This window comes from Roseomonas alba, assembly GCF_019430885.1.
Lineage (GTDB): Bacteria > Pseudomonadota > Alphaproteobacteria > Acetobacterales > Acetobacteraceae > Neoroseomonas > Neoroseomonas alba.
Genome location: NZ_JAHYBZ010000002.1, coordinates 574,058 through 589,781, shown reverse-complemented (window position 1 = coordinate 589,781; position 15,724 = coordinate 574,058). Strand labels below are relative to the sequence as shown.

Here is a 15,724-nt window from a genome sequence, read left to right as displayed (position 1 = left end):
CTTACGATCGCGCCGCGCTGCGCCGGCGCGCGCGCATGATGCCGAGGCCGATCGCGAAGGCCGCCAGCAGCACCGGCACCGCGGCGATGTTGATGATCCTGAGCCAGGTCTCGACGCCTTCGATGTCGCGCCGCATATCGAGCTGCACGGCGCGGAGCTGCTGTCGGGTCTGGAGGATCTGCGCGCGGGCCGCGTCGATCTCGGTGCGCTGTTCCGGGGTAATCACGGCCCCGGCTTGGCCGCCCTGGCCCTGACGCAGTTCCCGCAGACGACGTTCGGTCTGCTGGAGGCGCTCGGTGAGATCGCGCTCGGTCTGACGGAAGCGCGCATCGGCATCGCGGCGGATGTCGTCCACCACCACGAAGGGACGGATCGAGTCACCGCGCGAGCGCAGCGAGATCAGCGCATCGCCACCGGCGAACATGTCGACCAGGTTGGCGACCAGATTGCCGTTGTCACTGAAGGGCGTTGCGACCTGCTGGCCGAAGAAGTCCTGCACGCGGACCCAGAAGCGGTCCTCCAGGATGTCGGCATCGGCGATGACGACGAAATTCGCCGGGCCGTTGCTGCGCGCGAGATGGGCCGGGAAATCGGCCGGGCGTTCGGTGCCCTCGGGCGGCGGCGGAGGACCGTCGGGGAAGGCGGAGGGCACTTCGCCGCGCACGCGCGCCGCGATGGTGCGGTGCAGGTTCTCCGGGCGGAACTCGGCGAGGATGCGGGCGGGATCGGGGTTGTCGCGGACGCGCTCGACATTCGCCAGCATGCTGCGCTCGCTGCTTTGCAGCAGCGGGGTGAAGTCGATGGTCGCGCCATCGCGCCGGCGCAGATAGCCAGCCGCGGCGACGGTCACCTGGTTGAGCTGGGCGGTCGCGACCTCCGCGTCGTTGAGGGAGTCGCCCTGCATGTTGAACCAGGCGAGGTAGTCCACCGCCTGCACGCGGTCATTCGGATTGGCCCGCACGCGCCAAGCGCCGCGCAGGTCGAGCACCACGGCTTCCGACGGCGCATCGATGCCCCAGGCGTTCAGCAGGCGGTTGAGCTGGGACGCCGTATTCGCCGGCGGACGGCCGCCGGGGCCGGGGCGGGACGCCTGGCCCTCGGAGTAGGGATCGACGAAGGCGATCAGCTTGCCGCCGCGCATGACGAACTGGTCGATGGCGTATTGCGTGGCATCCGACAGGTTCTGCGGATGCACCACCATCAGCACCTGGACCTCATCCGGGATGCGCTGGGTGTCGAGCGGGACGTCCTGCACGGAGAAGAACTGGCGCAGCGTCTGCATCACCGCGAAGGGCTGCGGCGCCGGGCCGCCGCGCATCATCATCATCATGCGCGGGTCGCCGTTCACCGGCAGGGTGGACATCACCCCCACCACCGGGCGGCGCGGGCTCGACAGTTCATAGACCAGGCGGGTGAGGTCGAATTCGAGGAAACGCTCGCGATCCGGCTGGAAGAACGGGATGGAGCGTTCGTCGTCGAGCAGGTTGGTGCCGGCGAGGCCGAAATAGATCTGCTCGCCCGACTGGTCGACCGGCACGCCCTGGAGGCCATAGGCGAGGGCGCGGTCCTCAGTCTCGGAAAAGGGCTCGGGGTCGAGCACTTCGAGGCGGATCTTCCCGCCGGATAGCGCGACATATTCGTCGAGCATGGCGCGCACGCGCTCGGCATAGGAACCGTAGGACGGCACCGCGGCGCCGAGCCGGCGCGAGTAAAACAGGCGCAGCGTGATCGGGTCGTGCAGGTTGCGCAGCGTCTGCACCGTGCCGTCCGACAGCGTGTAGAGATGCTGCTGCGTCAGGTCGACGCGCGCGCGCGGCGCCAGCCGGTCCGCCAGCATGTTCACGCCGACCGCGAGCGCAGCCGCCGCGATCAGGCCGAGGGCCGAGGACCAGATCCGGCGGCTGCCGGGACGGGGCTTGGGGGAGGTCTCGCTCATCGCGATCAATCCGCCTTGCGGTGGTCGATGACCACGGCGTTCAGGAAGAGGAAGAAGCCCATGAAGGAGGCGAAGAACACCACGTCACGCAGCGCGATCACCCCGCGGGTGAGGCTGTTGAAGCGCTCGGTGATGGAGACGGCGCGGGCGACCTCGGCCAGCACGGGCAGGCGCTGGGAGAGGAATTCCGTGATGATCGGGCTGCCCGCGACGGCGAAGACGAAGCAGACCGCGACGGCGAGGACGAAGGCGATGACCTGGTTCTTGGTCATGGCCGACATCGAGGCGCCGATGGCGAGGAACGCGCCCGCGACCAGCAGGCAGCCGAGATATCCCGCCGCGATCACCCCGTTATCCGGATTGCCGAGGTAGTTCACCGTCAGCACCAGCGGAAAGGTCAGCACCAGCGCGATGGCGCAGAAGGCCCAGGCGGCGAGGAACTTGCCGAGCACCGCCTGCCATTGCGGCAGGGGCAGGGTCAGCAGCAGCTCGATGGTGCCGAGCCGGCGTTCCTCGGCCCAGAGGCGCATGGTCAGCGCCGGGACCAGGAACAGGAACAGCCAGGGCACGAAGGTGAAGAACGGCCCGAGATCCGCCTGCCCGCGGGCGAAGAAGCCGCCGAGGGTGAAGGTCAGCGCGCCCGCCATCATCAGGAAGATCACGATGAAGACATAGGCGACCGGGGTGGCGAAATAGCCCGCGAGTTCGCGGCGGGCGACGGTGAAGGCGGCCATCACGCGGCCTCCGGCTGGGCGGGGACGGTCAGTTCGCGGAAGACCTCCTCCAGCGTCTTGTCGGTGGGGGTCAGGGCGCTTGGCTTGTCATCCGCCAGTACCTTGCCGCCGGCGATGATGATGGCCCGCGTGCAGACCGCCTCGACTTCCTCGAGGATGTGGGTCGAGATCAGGATCGCCTTCTCGGGCGCCATGCGGCGGATCAGTTGCCGGACCTCATGCTTCTGGTTGGGGTCGAGGCCATCGGTCGGTTCGTCCAGAACCAGCACGGGCGGATCGTGCAGCAGCGCCTGGGCCAGGCCGACGCGGCGCTTGAAGCCCTTGGACAGGGTCTCGATGGGCTGGAGGCGCACGCCTTCAAGCTGAGTGAGGTCGATCGCGTCCTCGACGCGCTCCTTCCGCTCGATGCCGCGATAGCCGCGGATGCGAGCGACGAAGTCGAGGAAGCCGGTGACCGTCATCTCGGGATAGGTTGGCGCGCCCTCGGGCAGGTAGCCGAGGCTGCGCTTGGCCGCGACCGGGTCGTCCACCACGTCCTTGCCGCAGATGCGGGCGGTGCCGGCGGTCGGCGTCACGAAGCCGGAGAGCATCTTCATGGTGGTCGACTTGCCGGCGCCGTTGGGGCCGAGGAAGCCGACGACCTCCCCACGGGCGACGGTGAAGGACACGTCGTCCACCGCGGTGAAGGCGCCGAAGCGCTTGGTCAGACGCTCGATCTCGATCAAGGCGGCCAAAGCCGGTCTCCTGCTCTGCGTCGTTCGGGGCGGGGTTGGCGGTTTGGCGCGGGGCGGGGCGGGATGCAACCCCCTGGGTCAAGGGCCCGAAAGGCTCCGGCCGTCCCTCCCGGCCAAGCGGCCGGGGTGTTCCGCGGTCTGCCGGGCCGCTCGCCCTGCCGGAATTCCGGCGAAGCGAGCCTAGGATGGCTCGTCGCGCTCCATCGGCAGGGAGGCGTCCTTCGCCCATTCGTTCATGGAGGCATCGTATACTGCGATGTCGGAATGACCGAGCTGGTGGAGCAGGAAGGCATCGAGCGTCGCGGCGATGCCTCCGCCGCAATAGAGGACGATCCGCTTCGCGCGGTCCGCGCCAACGGCGGCGAAGGTGGCGGCGACCTCCTCGGCCGGGCGGAAGGTCATGGCGGCGGGGTCGATCACCGAGGCGACCGGCACGTTGACGCTGCCCGGGATGCGGCCGGGGCGGCCGTAGCGCGGGTTCGCGCCGCTGTGCAGGTCGGGCGCGAGGGCATTGATGGTGCAGGTGCCGGTATCGCCAATCGCGGCGCGGACATCCTCCTTGCCGACGAAGAGGCCTGGGCGTGGCCGCGCGGTCAGCCGGGCCGGCGGATAGTCGCGCGTGCCGCTTTCGGTCGGACGTCCCTCGGCCTGCCACCTGTCGAAGCCGCCATCGAGCACGGCGGCATCATCGAAGCCGATGGCGCGCAGCATCCACCAGACCCGCGTCGCCCATTGCATGGTCTTCCGGGAGTAGAGGACGACGCGATGACCGTCCCCGATGCCTTTGGCGGCAAGACGCGCCGCAAGATCATCCGGGGCAGGCATGGTGAAGTTGAAGGGGCTCGACCGGTCCGACAGTTCGCCCTGGAGGTCGAGGAAGGCTGCGCCGGGGATATGCGCGGCCTCGTAGTCCGGCCTTCCGCTGCCGATGCTGTAGGGGCGGCCGGTGCCGGTCTCGTAGAGCAGGTAGGTCGTGCAGTCGAAGACGCGCAGCGCGGGATCCTGCAGGTGATCCGCGAGCCATGACGTGTCCGCGATGGCCTCCGGATGCATGTAGCGGGCAGGCATTGGGCGGTCCTCCGTTCGGTCTTGCGCCCGAGCCTAGCCGAATCCCGCCGCCCGGTCCTGTTGGCGGGCCGAGGCCCATCAGCCCGCGTCGAGCGGCGCCATCGAGATGTCGTGGCCGAAGATCGCCAGCAGCAGGCGCGTGGCACGTCCGCGTGGGGAATCGAGGGCAGCGTCCTTCTGGAGCAGCAATTCCGCGTCGCGATGGGCGATCTCGACCAGGCGGCGGTATTCCTCCTGGTCTTCGCGCGGATCGAGCAGCCGCGCCCCGGGCATGCCGGCCTGCCGGGCGCCGAGGGCATCGCCGCCGCCGCGGGCGCGCAGGTCTTCCTCGGCGATGACGAAGCCATCGTCGGAATCGCGCAGGACCATCAGGCGCTGGCGTTCCCAATAGGTCAGCCCGGCCGAATGGACGAGCAGGCAGGAGGACGGCTTCGTCCCTCGCCCGACCCGGCCGCGAAGCTGGTGCAGGGCAGCGAGGCCGAAGCGCTCCGCCTGCTCGATCAGCATGATGGTGGCTTCGGGCACATCGACGCCGACCTCGATGACCGTGGTGGCGACGAGGATCTTCGTCTCCCCGGCGGCGAAGGCGGCCAGCGCGGCCTCGCGCACCGCAATGTCCTGCAACCCGTGGGCGAGGCCGACCTGACCGGGGAAATGGGCGGACAATTCGGCGAAGCGGTCCTCGGCGGCGACGGAATCGTCGTGCTCCGACCCCGTAATGGCGCGCACCACCCAATAGGCACGTTCCTCGCGCCCGATGGCCTCACCGAGGCGCGCGACGATCTCGGGCAGGCGGTCCTGGCTGACGACGCGGGTGGTGACGGGCTGACGGCCGGGCGGTTTGCCCGCAAGGCGACTGACCGCCATCTCGCCCCATTGGGTCAGCAGCAGGGTGCGTGGGATCGGGGTCGCGGTCATGACCAGCATGTCCACGGCCTCGCCCTTCTCGGCCAGCATCAGGCGCTGGGCGACGCCGAAGCGATGCTGTTCGTCCACCACGGCAAGGCCGAGGTCGCGGAAGACGACACCTTCCTGGAACAGGGCATGGGTGCCGAGAACGAGCGGGATCGACCCGTCGGCGAGGCCGGCGAGGACCCGCTTGCGCTCCTTGCCCTTCACAGTGCCGGTCAGCAGGGCGACCGGAACGCCGGCAGCCTCGCACAGCTTCTGGAAGGTGCGGAGGTGCTGGCGGGCCAGGAGTTCCGTGGGCGCCATCAGGGCGGCCTGGGCGCCGGACTCGGCGGCGCGGAGCATGGCCATGACCGCGACGAGCGTCTTGCCGGCGCCGACATCGCCCTGGAGCAGGCGCAGCATGCGGCGCGGGGCGGCGAGGTCGGCGTCGATCTCTGCGACGGCCTGGCGCTGGGCCTCGGTCGGCGGAAAGCCGAAGGCGGCGAGCGCCTTGGCACGGAGCCGGCCGTCGCCGGTCAGGGACCGGCCGGGACGTTCGCGCGACCGGCGGCGCACCAGGCCGAGGGCGATCTGGCCCGAGAGCAACTCATCATAGGCGAGGCGGCGGTGCGGGGCTTCGCCGGGCTCGGAGTCGGGCGCCTGGATCGCGCGCAGGGCGGCGGCGAAGCCGGGCCAGGATTCGCGTCGCAGCAGCGGGGCGTCCTGCCATTCGGGAAGGTCGGGCAGAACGGCGAGGGCCGCCGTCATCGCCCGCGTCACCTGGGGCAGGGTCAGCGCGCCGGTCAGCGGCCAGACGGGCTGGATGAGGGGAATGGTGTCAGAGCGGGTGGCGATCTGGGGATTCACCATCACCCAATCTTCGCCTTCCTCCTTCAGGGGGCCGGCGAGGAAACGGGAGGCGCCGACCGGAAGGGTCTTTTCCGCCCAGGGCTTCTGCCAATTCATGAGGAAGGCGGTGAGGGGCTCCCCCCCGGCCTCAGCGCGGACGCGGACATAGGGGCGGCCCTGGGCGGAGCGCGCGGCCTTGTGGCTGGCGACGACCGCCTCGATCAGCACCTCGGAGTCGGGCAGGGCCTGGGAGGGACGGTCGATGCGGCGGCGATGCAGGTAGCGTTCCGGAAGGTGCAGCAGCAGGTCGAGCACGCGCGTACCGCCCGCGGCCTTGGAGATCAGCCGCGCCTCGTTCTCCTTCACGCCCTTCAGGCCCGCGATCGGGGCCAGCAGCGGCGACAGTGCGTCGCCGCCATGCGAAGCAGACGTATCCTCTCGGGCTGACACGATTCCCATCGGCCTCTATATGGCAGGGCTTACACCATGGCCGAACCCCAGGAACTCGACCCGCGCCGCCGCCGCCTGATCTTCCGGGCGATGCACCGCGGCACCAAGGAAGCCGATCTGATGATCGGCGGCTTCGTCACACGCCATGTCGCCGGTTTCTCCGATGCCGAGATGGATGAGATCGAAGCGCTGCTCGACCACTGGGACGTCGACTTGGCCGATTGGCTGTCCGGCCGCCGGCCCATTCCGCCCGAGGCCGATACCCCGTTGATGCGCCGCATGGCCGAGGAATGCAGCCAGCCCGGCTACGGCGTCCCGCCGGGGGCGGAACGGTGAGCGTGCTGACCGTCCATGGCGCGCCGGAGGGCTTCGACGCCCTGCTGCTGTGCCGCCGCCGGGCGGAGACCGACGCACCGGTGGTCCATGTCTGCCGCGACGATGCCCGCATGGCCCGCATGGCCGAGGCGATCGGCTTCTTCGCCCCCGAAGTCGAGCTGCTGCGCTTCCCGGCCTGGGACTGCCTGCCCTACGATCGCGTCTCGCCCAATCCGGAGATCGTCGCCGAGCGCGTCGCGACCCTGACGCGGCTGCTGGAAGCGCCGAAGCGGCCGCGCATCCTGCTGACCACGGTGAATGCGCTCGCGCAGAAGGTGCCGCCGCCGGCGACCTTCGCGGGCGCGACGCTGCATCTGGAAAAAGGCGGGCGCGTCCAGCCCGAGGCACTGACCGCCTTCCTGGAAGCCAATGGCTATCACCGCACCGGCACGGTGATGGAACATGGCGAATACGCGGTGCGCGGCGGCATCGTCGATCTCTATCCGGCGGGCGAGCCGGATCCGGTGCGCCTCGACCTGTTCGGCGACGAGATCGAGGACATGCGCCGCTTCGATACGGCGTCGCAGCGTAGCGGCAAGGTGGTGCCCGAACTGTGGCTGCGGCCGGTCGGCGAGCTCTTCCTCGACGAGGAGTCCCGCGCGCGCTTCCGCACCGCCTATCGCGACCTGTTCGGTGCGGCTGCGACGGAAGACCCGCTCTATGTCTCGGTCAGCGCGGGGCGGAAGCACCCCGGCATGGAGCACTGGGCCGGGCTGTTCCACGAATACATGGCGACGCTGCTCGACTATCTGCCCGGCGCGTCCGTCAGCCTCGATCACCAGGCCGAGGATGTCGCGACGGCCCGCTTCGAGATGGTGGCCGACCATTACGAGGCCCGCCGCGTGCCGGTGCGCGTCGCGGACGGCGAGGTACCCTATCGCCCCGCGCCGCCGGAGACCCTGCATCTCGATCGCGCCGGCTGGCGCGCGATGCTGGCGAACGGCCCGCTGCTGCAATTCACGCCTTTCTCGATCGCGGATGGCGCCGAGGGCGTCGAAGCCGGCGGGCGTCCGGGGCCGCTGCTGACCGAGGCGCGCACGGCGGGCGAGAACGTCTTCACCGCCTATGGCGCCATGGCGGCAGGGCAGATGAAGGCGAAGCGGCGGCCGCTGCTCGCGGCGTGGAGCAAGGGGTCGCGCGAACGGCTGGCCAACCTGCTACGGGAGAACGCGATCGCCGCAGCCCCGGCCGAGGATTGGAAGGCCGCCCGCGCGCTGCCCGACGGCGTGGTCGGCCTGGTGGTGATGGGGCTGGAGCGCGGCTTCGTCGCGGAGGGCATCTGCGTCACTGCCGAGCAAGATATCCTCGGCGAGCGCATCGCCCGCCCGCCGCGCCGCCGCCGTCGCGCCGACCAGTTCATCGCGGATGCCACCGAGATCGCCGAAGGCGACCTCGTCGTGCATCAGGACCATGGCATCGGGCGTTACGAAGGTCTGACCACCATCGAGGTGTCCGGCGCGCCGCATGACTGTTTGCGCCTGACCTATGACGGCGGCGACCGGCTGTTCGTGCCGGTCGAGAATATCGAGATCCTGTCGCGCTTCGGCACCGAGACGGCGGGCGTGGCGCTCGACAAGCTCGGCGGCGTGGCGTGGCAGAACCGCAAGGCGAAGGCCAAGGCGCGGGTGCGCGACATGGCCGATGCGCTGATCCGCACCGCCGCGCTGCGCCGCATGAAGGACGGCGTGCTGGCGACACCGCCCGAAGGCGTGTGGGACGAATTCTGCGCCCGCTTCCCCTTTGCCGAGACCGAGGACCAGGCGCGCGCCATCGCCGATGTGATGGAAGACCTGTCCGCCGGCCGGCCGATGGACCGCCTGATCTGCGGCGATGTCGGCTTCGGCAAGACCGAGGTCGCGCTGCGCGCGGCCTTCGTCGTCGCGATGTCGGGCGCCCAGGTTGCGGTGGTGGTGCCGACGACGCTGCTCGCCCGGCAGCAGGCGCGCATCTTCACCACGCGCTTCGAGGGCTTTCCGGTCAAGGTTGCCCAGCTCTCCCGCATGGTCACGGCTAAGGATGCCGCGGCAGTGAGGGAGGGGCTGAAATCCGGCGACATCAATATCGTCGTCGGCACCCATGCGCTGCTGGCGAAGGGGGTGGGGTTCGCCGATCTCGGCCTGGTGATCGTGGACGAGGAGCAGCATTTCGGCGTGAAGCACAAGGAAGCGCTGAAGTCGCTCAAGGCGGACGTGCATGTGCTGACGCTGACCGCGACGCCGATCCCGCGCACGCTGCAACTGGCGCTGACCGGCGTGCGGGAGATGAGCGTGATCGCGACCCCGCCGGTCGATCGGCTCGCGGTGCGCACCTTCATCATGCCCTGGGACGGCGTGGTGATCCGCGAGGCCATCCAGCGCGAGCGCTTCCGCGGCGGCCAGGTCTTCTGCGTCGTGCCGCGCATCGAGGACATGGCGAAGGTCGCCGAACGCCTGGCCGAGATCGTGCCCGAGGCGCGCATCGTGCAGGCGCATGGACGCCTGTCGCCGACCGAGCTCGAACGCGTCATGACCGAGTTCGGCGACGGCAAGCACGACATCCTGCTGTCCACGAACATCGTCGAATCCGGCCTCGACATGCCGGCGGTGAACACACTGCTGATCCACCGGGCGGACATGTTCGGCCTGGCGCAGCTCTATCAGCTCCGTGGGCGCGTCGGGCGTGGCAAGCTGCGCGGCTACGCGTACCTGACCTGGCCGCAATCGCATCGGCTGTCCGCGGCGGCGGAGAAGCGCCTGGAAGTGATGCAGACGCTCGACAATCTCGGCGCGGGCTTCACGCTGGCGTCGCACGACCTCGACATCCGCGGCGCGGGCAACCTGCTCGGCGAGGAGCAGTCGGGGCAGATCCGCGAGGTCGGCATCGAGCTCTATCAGCAGATGCTCGAGGAAGCGGTCGCCGACATCAAGGCGGGGCAGGGCAGGGGTGAGGAAGACTCCGAGCGCGACTGGACGCCGCAGATCAATCTCGGCCTGCCGGTGCTGATCCCCGAGACCTATGTCACCGACCTGCCGGTGCGTCTCGGCCTCTATCGCCGTATCGGCGGCCTCGCGACCGATGGCGAGAACGACGCCATGGCCGCCGAACTGGTGGACCGATTCGGGCCGCTGCCGCCCGAGGTCGAGAATCTGCTCCAGGTCGTCGCCATCAAGCGGCTGTGCCGGGATGCGGGGGTGGAGAAGCTCGATGCCGGGCCGAAGGGCATTGTGCTGTCCTTCCGCGGCAACCGCTTCGCCGATCCTGCCGGGCTGATCGGCTGGGTCACGGCCCGCAAGGGTGAGGTGAAGCTGCGCCCGGACCATAAGCTGGCCCTGTTGCGGGAGATGGACCTGCCGCTGCGGGTGAAGGCGGCGCGGGACTTGCTCGCAGCGCTGGCGCGGCTGGTGCGCCGTGCACGCGCCGCATGATGCGGCATCCCCGATTGCCAGCAGACCGAAGCGGCCCTAATCCGATACGAATCCCGACCGAGGTATTGCCTGCATGATCGTTGCGTTTCCCCGGCCAACGCGCCTGGTGACCCTGGCCGCCGCATCGCTTCTGCTGGTTGCCGGGGGGCCGCCGCCCGACCGCATCACCACGCCGCGCCAGCAGGCGCTGCCGGCCAGCCCGGCACCGGCTGCGGCAGCGCCGGCCGCGCCGATGTCCGAGCCGGCGCCGGTTCCCGCAGCGGTCACACCGCCCGCGGCCCCGGCCCGCATGCCGGTCGATCTGTCCCACCTGTCGCCCGCGGACCGCGCCCGCGCGATCGCCGATTCCCGGCCCTGGTCGGCAACGCTGTTCGTCGGGTCCTCGGTGGCCGACGGCAAGCTGCGCGACCTGATGGTCGCGCCGTGGTCGGGGTCCTGGGGCGACGACACGCTGCTGAGCGGCGCGGTGCAGTACCGGCTCGGGCGCTTCTGGCGCTTCTTCACGGTCGATCTGGAAGCCGGTAGCGCCTACCGATTCGGCGATACCGAGGGCGGCGAGTTCTGGGGCGCGGTGTATCTACGCTACGATGGCTTCCCCTGGAGCAACTACGTCTACACTACGCTCGGTCTGTCGATGGGCCCGGACTTCGTGACGCGGCTGCCGCAGGTCGAACGCGGCACGGACGCCTATCCGGAACAGAACCAGTCGGCCTGGCTGAACTTCTTCTCGCCCGAGATCACCTTCGCCCTGCCGGACTATCCGCAGTACGAGGTCGCTTTCCGCTATATGCACCGCAGCGGCATGTTCGGCCTCTACAATGGCGTATGGGAAGGCGCGAACAGCTTCGTGGTGGGCTTCCGCTATCGCTTCTGATCGCCGCGTAGCGGCCGATCAGAGCTGGCATTTGCCTGATCCCTCAGACGATGGGCGGCGGCCATTCGGCCGCCCTGCCTTCGCGCCACGGGCTGCAGCGCCGTGCGCTGCGGTTGGTCTGGGCGCGGTCGCGCGTTCGCGGATCGCGGCGGCGCCGCGATCCTGGGCCCGGGCGATCAACTACTGACCGAAAAAGCCAGGCGCCTTCTACCGATGAGAGGATAGCGGCCCGATGCCCTGCATCGGGCCAGGAGCGCAGAGCGCGACCGCGCCCAGACCGACAGCGATCCCAATGCAGCAGCGCATGGCGTGAAGGCAAGCCGCGCGGATGCGTTGCGCCCGTCGTCCAAGGGATAAACAAACACTCATGATCGTGGATCCGCCGTGATCCGAAAATGGTGGGCGCACGTGGGATCGAACCACGGACCTCCTGCGTGTCAAGCAGGCGCTCATACCACTGAGCTATGCGCCCCCCGTTCCGGCGGGGTCGCCTCTCTAACCGCGGCGCGCGGCGGGCGCAAGACCCTGCGGTGAAATCCTCACGCTTCGACCAGGGCGACGTCGAGAAGACGCTCCAGAACCTCGGGTTCCTGGGCCCCGGCGATGGCGTGGCGGCCTTCCAGCACGAAGCAGGGAACGCCATTGATGCCAAGGCGATGGGCGCGAAGGTTCTCCGCATGCACCGCATCGGCATCCAACGTCGATTCGAGGAATCGGTGCACCGCCGGACCATCAAGTCCGGTCCGCGTCGCGAGCTGGATCAGCGTATCCATGTGCCCGAGATCCGCGCCTTCGACGAAATGGCCGTGGAACAGCGTGTCCACCATCGCGTCGCCCAAGCCCTCGCGCGCGGCGAAACGCACCAGGCGATGGGCATCCAGGCTCGAAGGCATGCGGCGGATGCGATCGAAGCGGAAGGGCACCCCCTCGGCGCGGCCGAGATCGGCGATGGTCGCATGCAGGCGTCGCGCGCGTTCCTCGCCGCCGAATTTGCGCGTCATGAATTCCTGGCGGGGCAGGCCGGCCGAGGGAATGTCGGGGTTCAGCAGGAAAGGCCGCCAGAGGATGTCGACCAGGATGTCAGGGCGCGCGCGCAAGGCCCGGCGCAGGCGGCGTGTGCCGAGATAGCACCAGGGGCAGACCAGATCGAAGACGACCTCGATCTGTAGGCGGGCACGGGGCGGGACGAGAAGGTTCACAAGATGAATCTACCGCGTTTCAGGCTGTGGCGGTATCGGCACGGGCGGGTCACGGCGCCGCACCGGCATGGTGCGGCGCGGAGGTGGGACGCGAACGGCCGCCACCCGCGCCATGCAGCGCCAACATCGCGGCGAAGACGGCCGCCACCGCCGGGACGAGCATGAGGAGAAGCTGAACGGCCGACAGCAGCGGCAAGGGACCATCAGTCATGCCGGAGCATGCATTGCCGTGACGATCCTGTGGTGCATCGACGCTGCCCCCAATGTTCTTGAGCAGCGCATTCTGCGCGATTGGCGCGGACTGCCAAGGGGCTGCGGCAGGTGCCGCCACAGCCCCCCGACTACCAGCAGAGCAGGAAATCGCCTTCGGAGAGGCTGCCAACGCCCAGCAGGCGAATGGCGATATCGACGGTGTTGTCGCCGTTGATGTCGAAGGTCACATCGACGCTGCCCTTGACCACGGTGGCGTAGCGGGCCGAGGCGACGCCACCGCCGATAAAGCTGCCCGTCCCCGCCCAGAGGAAAGCCTGGTTGCCCGCCGTCGTGGTGCTGGCGTCGATCTGGGCGACGTCGATCCTGTCCATGCCGCTCGTGAAATCGGTGATGACGTCACGCGCGCCGGCCGGGCTTTCATTGGCGGTGAGGAAGCGGAAGCGATCGGCCCCATCCTCGCCGGACAACGTATCGGCCTCACCATTGCCGTAGAGGGTGTCATTGCCGTCGCCGCCGGCCAGCGTGTCGGCGCCGCCATTGCCGTAGAGCGCATCGTCGCCATCACCGCCGATCAGGATGTTGGCGAGGGCGTTCCCCCGCAACTCATCGTTCATGGCGGAGCCGCGCAGGCCCTCGATCTGCACATAGACATCCCCCTGGGCGTCGCCGGTGCCGGCGAATCCTTGGGGGTACAGATGAGGATTAGAAAACCCAGCACCCAGATATTTTTTGATAAATCAACGCTCTGGCGGGGAAAACTGGCGGATGGGGTGTCTGTCGGACTGTGAGGGAATTCCTGATCTAGAGGTGCCGAATGGACGCCGACCCACAATTTGAGCCACATGCCGCTGCGTCCTCATGGAGGCATGGGCCGCCTTCCTGGCGAAGAAGCCGGCCGAGGTGACCGAGCTGCGGCCGGTCGAGGCACGGGCCGAGTAATCCTGGCCGGCGGCGGTGAGGCAGGTGGAGGGAGCGCATTCGTGGGCCCCGCGCAGTGCGACTGGCGGACCCGCATGCTCAGTAGGCGTTGCCAGTTCCAAGCCGATGCCGGTTCATACTGAACCCATCCGGAGGCTCATTCTTTCGCCTCCGCCGTCAGCCCGGCCCCAATCAGCCGGCGGGTGGCTCAGGGCTGCTCCTGGCCCAGGATACGCCGCCGATCGCTCCGCTCTACCTCCGCCGGCTCAGATACACCCGGTTGCCCGACGCCGTGATGTAGTAGAGCCCTCCCCGGGGCCCGACGCACGGCGTCGTTGGAGTGCAATTGCCCTGGTAGCTCGGCACCCGCGGCTGGCTCTCGGTCGCGGGGCCCGACGTTCGGGCAGGGCCGCCCCGGCCCCCGGCACGGACAACGTCCTGTTGCACGATTGCGGTCTCGACCTGCATCGCGCGCTGGCGTTCAGCGGGCGTGCGGGGCTGCTGGTAGCGGTCCTGTATGGCTCGCGTGGCCACCTCGCGAATGCCAGGCGCGAGGCGAACGTCAGTCGGATCCATCGCGGCCAGACTGGCGATGCGCTCCCGACGCCATTGCTCGAAGGTGATGGGCCCGGGCGCCGGCGCCGCCACCGGAACGGGCGGAGGAGGCTGGTGGCTGACGCAGCCGCCGAGCAACGCCGCAGCCATCAACGGCAGCGCGAATGTCCTCATCACGCCCTCCTGCCGCACGATAGCCGGGGGGCTCAGGGATCTCGATTCAAAGTTGCGCACGAGAGATAGTTACATGACGACCAGGCGGACTACCTGCAACTGCTTGCGACACAGCGAGCCCCCCATGCACAAGATTCCCAGGCATGCCCGTGATCAGCTACGTTCCGACCGTCCTGCGCCCCCGGTCGCCCCGAGATCGGAGGGCGCCGATGCTAGGCCCGCCGAGGGTTTACCCCTCCCGGTCTAGCAGGGCGCCTCTCCGCCTGCTTGCCGGGCCATCCAGCGACGCGCTACCTCACGTCTAACCCCCAGCCGTTTCGGACGTTGGCCCAACGCCGACCGCCGCGGCGGTCGGCGTTGGGCACTGGGGGCCTTCCCCGCGACTTCCGACGCCCGGAAAATTTCGAGGCCCCCCCTCCAGCCCGCCACCCACCCCCGCGACTTTTCCGGGGCGAGTTATGCGTGGACCCCGCCTACAGGGGTGCGGCCGCGATTTTTGAAGGCCCCCTCGCCATGGAGCCGCGGAAACGACCCAGGGGTGGGGTGCGCGTTCCACCGGCGGGCCAGGCAGTGCCGCCGGACACTCGGCTTGGCAGTTGGGGGCACATTGTGGGTTAGGCGTGATGATCTGTCTGCAACCGGGGTAGGACCGTCATCACGGGCGGATAGTATGTCCGCCTATCGCTTTCAGCCGAACGTCTCGGCGCTGTTGGTGTAGGTGGTCACTGGTCGTTTTCCTGCATCTGGACGGCTGGAGCCGGAAGTCGCTGCCCCGGGTGCGGTTCGAGCGAAAGGCCCTGCTTCTGTCGCTCTAGCTGCTGATCACGCCAGGCGAGCGTCCCATCCAGCATCGCCCTGGCCACGGGATCTTTCAGGATGATCTCGATCTTCACCGCGGGCCCCGTGTAGGCAGGCTCGCCCGACACGCCGGCCAGGATCAGCACCTCGCGCGCCGCCATGACCCGATCCCGCGTCGATCGCGCCTTCCGAGCCACGAACCGTAACGTCGCGTAGGAGTCGGCCACGTCCCCCTGCGCTGTCTCCCGAATGCCCTCCATCAGGGCTGCCCGAACGTGGGGCAGGCCAAGAGTGCGGGTGGCAGTCACGCGGGCGACTTCGCCTTTCCCGAAGCCTGCGGCCTCTCCGAGCTGCTGGCGGGTGAGGTGGCGACCCTCGGAACCGGCGGCGAGGGCGATGTCCACCAGGCGTTGCTGACGCTCGGTGAGCGTGCGCATGGCGGGATCGGAGGTGGCTACGTCGGAGCGCGGCTTCCTGGGCATGGTGGGGAGGCTCCAGTAGGGACGTAGCGTCTGCAAGGGTGGCGTGCGTGCGCCATTGGCCCCGGGGTGC

At 69.1% G+C, this 15,724-nt stretch carries 13 protein-coding genes and 1 tRNA gene; 3 read left to right on the top strand and 11 right to left on the bottom strand.

The window, feature by feature from the left end:
- Position 1 precedes the first annotated feature (1 nt).
- The 5 genes from KPL78_RS07265 to recG form a co-directional block, all read right to left on the bottom strand.
- Positions 2-1,936, bottom strand: coding sequence for a GldG family protein (locus KPL78_RS07265; protein ID WP_219762236.1), 1,935 nt, complete (start codon positions 1,934-1,936; stop codon positions 2-4).
- Positions 1,937-1,941: 5 nt separating this feature from the next.
- Complete coding sequence (locus tag KPL78_RS07260; protein ID WP_219762235.1) at positions 1,942-2,670, bottom strand: ABC transporter permease subunit; 729 nt, start codon at positions 2,668-2,670, stop codon at positions 1,942-1,944.
- A complete protein-coding gene (locus tag KPL78_RS07255) occupies positions 2,670-3,404 on the bottom strand; it encodes an ABC transporter ATP-binding protein (protein WP_219762234.1) in 735 nt (244 codons plus the stop codon). The genes KPL78_RS07260 and KPL78_RS07255 overlap by 1 nt, the downstream gene beginning before the upstream one ends.
- Before the next feature lie 180 nt (positions 3,405-3,584).
- Entirely contained in the window at positions 3,585-4,472 is an 888-nt protein-coding gene (locus tag KPL78_RS07250) for a sulfurtransferase (protein WP_219762233.1), read from the bottom strand.
- 78 nt (positions 4,473-4,550) lie between these two features.
- A complete protein-coding gene (recG, locus tag KPL78_RS07245) occupies positions 4,551-6,671 on the bottom strand; it encodes an ATP-dependent DNA helicase RecG (RefSeq protein ID WP_219762232.1) in 2,121 nt (706 codons plus the stop codon).
- Between the two features lie 27 nt (positions 6,672-6,698).
- Between recG and KPL78_RS07240 the strand changes: the two genes are divergently transcribed.
- From KPL78_RS07240 to KPL78_RS07230, 3 genes are all read left to right on the top strand, one after another.
- Positions 6,699-6,998 carry an FAD assembly factor SdhE gene (locus KPL78_RS07240; RefSeq protein ID WP_219762231.1) on the top strand — a complete coding sequence of 100 codons (300 nt, stop codon included), beginning with the start codon at positions 6,699-6,701 and terminating at the stop codon, positions 6,996-6,998.
- On the top strand, positions 6,953-10,441 hold the full coding sequence (mfd, locus tag KPL78_RS07235) for a transcription-repair coupling factor (protein WP_219762230.1): 3,489 nt from the start codon (positions 6,953-6,955) through the stop codon (positions 10,439-10,441). Before KPL78_RS07240 ends, mfd begins: the two co-directional genes overlap by 46 nt.
- A gap of 73 nt (positions 10,442-10,514) precedes the next feature.
- Complete coding sequence (locus KPL78_RS07230) at positions 10,515-11,315, top strand: hypothetical protein (RefSeq protein WP_219762229.1); 801 nt, start codon at positions 10,515-10,517, stop codon at positions 11,313-11,315.
- Between the two features lie 396 nt (positions 11,316-11,711).
- Here the strand turns inward: KPL78_RS07230 and KPL78_RS07225 are convergent.
- The 6 genes from KPL78_RS07225 to KPL78_RS07200 form a co-directional block, all read right to left on the bottom strand.
- Positions 11,712-11,787 (bottom strand) — tRNA-Val (locus KPL78_RS07225).
- Positions 11,788-11,854: 67 nt separating this feature from the next.
- On the bottom strand, positions 11,855-12,514 hold the full coding sequence (locus tag KPL78_RS07220) for a DsbA family oxidoreductase (protein WP_219762228.1): 660 nt from the start codon (positions 12,512-12,514) through the stop codon (positions 11,855-11,857).
- A gap of 49 nt (positions 12,515-12,563) precedes the next feature.
- Positions 12,564-12,725, bottom strand: coding sequence for a hypothetical protein (locus KPL78_RS07215; RefSeq protein WP_219762227.1), 162 nt, complete (start codon positions 12,723-12,725; stop codon positions 12,564-12,566).
- Between the two features lie 130 nt (positions 12,726-12,855).
- Positions 12,856-13,371 (bottom strand): M10 family metallopeptidase C-terminal domain-containing protein, encoded by a 516-nt coding sequence (locus KPL78_RS07210; protein WP_219762226.1) that lies wholly within the window; start codon positions 13,369-13,371, stop codon positions 12,856-12,858.
- Positions 13,372-13,897: 526 nt separating this feature from the next.
- On the bottom strand, positions 13,898-14,374 hold the full coding sequence (locus tag KPL78_RS07205; protein ID WP_219762225.1) for a hypothetical protein: 477 nt from the start codon (positions 14,372-14,374) through the stop codon (positions 13,898-13,900).
- A gap of 722 nt (positions 14,375-15,096) precedes the next feature.
- On the bottom strand, positions 15,097-15,609 hold the full coding sequence (locus tag KPL78_RS07200; RefSeq protein ID WP_219762224.1) for a hypothetical protein: 513 nt from the start codon (positions 15,607-15,609) through the stop codon (positions 15,097-15,099).
- Between the last annotated feature and the right edge of the window lie 115 nt (positions 15,610-15,724).

Excerpts from the sequence above, each read along its gene's own strand:
- KPL78_RS07265 (WP_219762236.1), bottom strand. The coding sequence starts at position 1,936 with ATGAGCGAGACCTCCCCCAAGCCCCGTCCCGGCAGCCGCCGGATCTGG.
- KPL78_RS07260 (WP_219762235.1), bottom strand. The coding sequence starts at position 2,670 with ATGGCCGCCTTCACCGTCGCCCGCCGCGAACTCGCGGGCTATTTCGCC.
- KPL78_RS07250 (WP_219762233.1), bottom strand. The coding sequence starts at position 4,472 with ATGCCTGCCCGCTACATGCATCCGGAGGCCATCGCGGACACGTCATGG.
- recG (WP_219762232.1), bottom strand. The coding sequence starts at position 6,671 with ATGGGAATCGTGTCAGCCCGAGAGGATACGTCTGCTTCGCATGGCGGC.
- KPL78_RS07240 (WP_219762231.1), top strand. The coding sequence starts at position 6,699 with ATGGCCGAACCCCAGGAACTCGACCCGCGCCGCCGCCGCCTGATCTTC.
- mfd (WP_219762230.1), top strand. The coding sequence starts at position 6,953 with ATGCAGCCAGCCCGGCTACGGCGTCCCGCCGGGGGCGGAACGGTGAGC.
- KPL78_RS07230 (WP_219762229.1), top strand. The coding sequence starts at position 10,515 with ATGATCGTTGCGTTTCCCCGGCCAACGCGCCTGGTGACCCTGGCCGCC.
- KPL78_RS07215 (WP_219762227.1), bottom strand. The coding sequence starts at position 12,725 with ATGACTGATGGTCCCTTGCCGCTGCTGTCGGCCGTTCAGCTTCTCCTC.
- KPL78_RS07205 (WP_219762225.1), bottom strand. The coding sequence starts at position 14,374 with ATGAGGACATTCGCGCTGCCGTTGATGGCTGCGGCGTTGCTCGGCGGC.
- KPL78_RS07200 (WP_219762224.1), bottom strand. The coding sequence starts at position 15,609 with ATGCGCACGCTCACCGAGCGTCAGCAACGCCTGGTGGACATCGCCCTC.